Here is a 3,813-nt window from a genome sequence, read left to right as displayed (position 1 = left end):
GGCGACACTTCGATCATCATGGCGCGCGCACCCTCGGCCAGCACCTCGCGCGGGCCCGTCTCGCCCCAGTCGCGGCTGTAGGGCGGGATCGGGAACGGCTCTGGACCCACGACCTCGCGCCAGACGCCCCGGGCGAGGCCGAGGCAGTCGCAGCCGACGCCGCACAGGCTGGCCTGGTCGTGGTACGGTGTGCCGAGCCACGCGCGCGCAGCCGGAATTACTCGCTCAGGATCAGCTGCAGCCTTGGGTGCCGTCGTGGGCGCCGCCTTGCCATTCCGCGGTATTTGTGGCGTCACCATGGGTTTGACTGCCGTGCCTTGAGGGTTATCGAGATGAACTTTACTGGTCTGTCCGCCTTTCCAATCACCCCGGCGACCATGGACGGGCGCGTTCAGACCGACGCGCTTGTCCGGGTGCTGGAGCGGTTGCGGCGGCCCGATCTTGGTTCGGTCGGCCTGCTAGGCAGCACCGGCACATTCGCGTATCTGACGCGCGCAGAACGACGCCGGGCGGTGTCTGTGGCGGCTGATGTGCTGGGCAGCAGTGTGTCGCTGATGGTCGGGGTCGGAGCGCTGCGCACCGACGAGGCCTGTGCATTGGCCCGCGATGCGGCTGAGGCTGGGGCAAATGCTGTGCTGCTGCCTGCGGTCAGCTACACGCCTCTGACTCAGGATGAGGCCTTCGCCCATTACAGCGCCGTTGCGACCGCAAGCGATCTGCCGCTGTACATTTACAACAATCCCAGCACCACGCATTTCAACTTCGACGTCGCGCTAATACAGCGACTGGCGCAGGTACCCCGGATCACTGCAATCAAGATGCCGTTGCCCGCGCAAGGCAATCTCGCCAGCGATCTGGCCCGGCTGCGCAGCACGCTGCCTGCAGACTTTGCCATTGGCTACAGCGGGGACTGGGGCTGCGCCGAGGCGCTGCTGGCCGGTGCGGATACGTGGTATAGCGTGATTGGCGGGATCCTCCCCGAGATCGCGTTGCGGCTGACTGCGGCGGCGATGGCAGGCAATGCGGCGGAGGCCCGCCGGATTGATGAAGTGCTTGCCCCGCTCTGGGCACTCTTCAAAGCCCATGGCTCGCTGCGGGTGGTTTATGCGATGGCGCGGCAGATGGGCCTGACCGACTGCGACCCTCCCCGCCCAATCCTGCCGCTGGACGACGCGGCGTGCCGCGAAATTGCCGCGGCGACCGAACCTCTGGCTCGCTAAGCGCTCCTCTCACAGCACGCCTCCATCATGACCGCCGTCCTTGGTGGCGTAGCGCAGCACGGCATCCTGGCCGGGGATGTGCGGGAAGCCGCGGAAGTTGACGGTGTTGGCGAACTTCGCGCCGCAGGTCTCCATCCGCTTGTCGCAGCCTGCATTGATCGTGAAGCCGTCGCCCTCGGCGATCGCGCGCACCGGCGCCTCGAGCAGCGTCACCACGGCGATGCCGTCCGTGAGGTCATGGCCCAGCACTTCGGTTCGCCGTCCCGTGTTCGCGCCACTGGTCCAGTCCAGCGTCCCGAAGGTGAACCAGCCGGAGGTGAATGCGCCCAGCCCCGAGGCGGTGAAGGCGCGATCGCGAAGGAGATCAATCACGGCGCCGACGCCCTTGTAGGCAGGGTCCTCCAGATCGACGCCGCAGCGCGCATCGCCGAGAGCGGCGTCACAGGTCGCCTGGAAGGTCCGCCCGACCGTCTGGCCCAGCACATGGGCGAGCGAGCGGACCTCGGCGACGAAGGCCAGTCGCCCGCGCCGGATCTGGCCGATGGCCCCGCGCCGCATCAGCACGCGCTGGCCCGGGTCGGCCCAGTTCACCCGCCAGACTTCGACCTCGGCGTTGTCCCAGCGGCCATCGAGAATGTCGGTCTCGGTGATGCGGTCCGAGGTCAGCACTCCTTCGGCGTCCTGCGCATCGACCGACAGGTCCGAGCCGGAGCGAACCTCGGACGCCGTGAGCCCGCTCTCGGGCTCGAAGTCGGTGCCATCGAAGGTGAGCGTCCGGTCGTGATCGGTGAAGCCGAAACTCGTGCCGTCGGCGCGGGTAATCCGCCAGCACCAGGCGAGCGTGGTCGTGCCCTCGTCGAGATGGGCCTGAAGGGCGGGAGCGAGAGTCTTCATCGGCGCAGTTCCAGAAGCGGAATGGAGGTGATCGAGCCGAGCCGCTCGAGGTCGAGCGTCACGTCGAGCACGTCGGTGTCAAAGCGTACCGGCACGTCGAATTCGAAGCCCGCGGTGATGGCGACGCCAGCGCCCGGCGCGGCGCCGAAGGCGACGACGCCGGTCGTGGTTTCGACCGTCCAGCCGGAAAGCTGCTCGACGCCGTCGAGCGCGATGCGCATGGTGCCCGCCACCGGCTTGGCGATGGCGCGCGTCCAGGATTGCGCACCCGAGGCGTAGCGTTTGACCAGCTGGAAGACGGTCGTCGTGCCATCGCCGGTGCCGATCATCTGGTCGGTCGGCGATGGCGTGCCCGAAGGCAGGCAGGACTTGTGGTCGCCCCAATCCTTGAAGCGGAAACCGTGCAGGCGACCGTTGCGCGTCTCGAAGAATGCGACCACGGCCGCCAGATCGTCGGCGCGGCGAATGCCGTAGGCGACATCGTAGCGGCGGCGCGAGTTGGCCCAGCTGGCGTTGCGCTCCTCGTCGCCCGAGGCGAGCTCGACGATCTGCGTGCGCCGCTCGGGCCCGCCCCGCGCGCCGCGACTGATGTTGTCGGGAAACCGGACCTCGTGGAACGCCATCACATGCCCCTCCGCCCGAGCGAGACAGCGCGCGCGATGTCGGCCGCGACCTGCGTCCGCGATTGACGGAAGCTCTCGGCGTCGCGGGCCATGATGGTCACGTTGACGCCGCCGCCCGCGCCGTAGCTCTGCGCCTCGCGCCGCGACAGCACCCGCTCGCCGCGCTGGAGGATTGCGGGCACCTCGTCATGGCGGAGGCCAGCCATGCCGCCGCCATGCATCCGGGGCCCAGCGGCGAAAGCCATGGCCGGGACCATCCTCGAGGGCCCGGCCGAGCCGACCATGCCGCCGGCGTGCAGGACGCTGGCGAAGATGCCGCCCGCCCCGGAGAACACGCCGGAGAGCGCGTTGGCGATCGGCCCGAGGATGAAACGCCGCGCCGCCAGCTGGGCGAGATCGGCGATCATCGACGTGACCATATCGCGGAAGTCGAGCTTGCCGGTCTTCACGAAGTTGCCCACGGCCGTCTCGGCGGACTGGAAGGCGCCGACGAGACTCTGGCCGATATCGCCGCCGATCTCGCGCGCCTTGCTGGCGTAGTCCGACAGCGCTGCCGTGACCGCCTGCCAGCCGGTGACGGCGGCCTCAGAATTGGGCTCCGCTGCCGCAGCAGCAGCCCCGGCCGCCGCGCCTGCACCCGTCGCGGCGCGCCCGGCTTGACCAAGCGCCGTCTCCAGCCGCTCCGCCGCAGCGGTCGTCTCGGCCAAAGCGTCGGCGCCGTCCTCGTCGGTGCCGCGGACCGCGTCGCGCAGCGCCTGCCAGCTTTCGAGGGGCGCACGGGCGCTCTCAGCCAGATTGCGCGCCGCACCGCGATAGGTGTTGGCTGTTGCGAGGGCGGTATTGGCCGCTGCGGTGAGCCCGAGATCGGGCGCGGTGAGCGGGTTGTCCTCGAATGCCCGGTCGAAGGCCGCCTGTGCCGCCGTCGTCGCGGCGGTCGCCGCCCCTTCGAAGCGGTTCTCGATCTCGGCAAGGTCGAGGTCGGGCACCAGCGAGATGCGCCGCTCCGACCCGAGCGCTTCGAGCCCCTGATTGATCCCGCCGATGAAGCCGTTGATGCGCGAGACCACGCCGTTCAG

Annotated in this window: 5 protein-coding genes; 1 reads left to right on the top strand and 4 read right to left on the bottom strand. The window is 69.2% G+C overall.

Annotation, left to right across the window (positions count from 1 at the left end):
* On the bottom strand, positions 1-296 hold a 296-nt coding region (locus tag BLW17_RS17180), incomplete at its 3' end, for a C40 family peptidase (protein ID WP_483140694.1).
* 36 nt (positions 297-332) lie between these two features.
* Between BLW17_RS17180 and BLW17_RS17175 the strand changes: the two genes are divergently transcribed.
* On the top strand, positions 333-1,220 hold the full coding sequence (locus BLW17_RS17175; RefSeq protein WP_036736777.1) for a dihydrodipicolinate synthase family protein: 888 nt from the start codon (positions 333-335) through the stop codon (positions 1,218-1,220).
* Positions 1,221-1,229: 9 nt separating this feature from the next.
* On the opposite strand, the gene BLW17_RS17170 is transcribed toward BLW17_RS17175, so the two are convergent.
* From BLW17_RS17170 to BLW17_RS17160, 3 genes are all read right to left on the bottom strand, one after another.
* A complete protein-coding gene (locus BLW17_RS17170; RefSeq protein WP_036736780.1) occupies positions 1,230-2,114 on the bottom strand; it encodes a DUF2163 domain-containing protein in 885 nt (294 codons plus the stop codon).
* Positions 2,111-2,737: a DUF2460 domain-containing protein gene (locus tag BLW17_RS17165; RefSeq protein ID WP_036736782.1), complete on the bottom strand. Its 627-nt coding sequence runs from the start codon at positions 2,735-2,737 to the stop codon at positions 2,111-2,113. Before BLW17_RS17165 ends, BLW17_RS17170 begins: the two co-directional genes overlap by 4 nt.
* A partial coding sequence (locus tag BLW17_RS17160; protein WP_280141346.1) for a phage tail tape measure C-terminal domain-containing protein occupies positions 2,737-3,813 on the bottom strand: 1,077 nt, incomplete at its 5' end. The genes BLW17_RS17165 and BLW17_RS17160, both read right to left, overlap by 1 nt.

Origin of the sequence: Paracoccus sanguinis (genome assembly GCF_900106665.1) — a bacterium.
In the GTDB taxonomy this organism is placed as follows: Bacteria; Pseudomonadota; Alphaproteobacteria; order Rhodobacterales; family Rhodobacteraceae; genus Paracoccus; species Paracoccus panacisoli.
The sequence above is the reverse complement of the archived record's forward strand: the minus strand, read 5'-3'. Positions and strand labels throughout refer to the sequence as shown.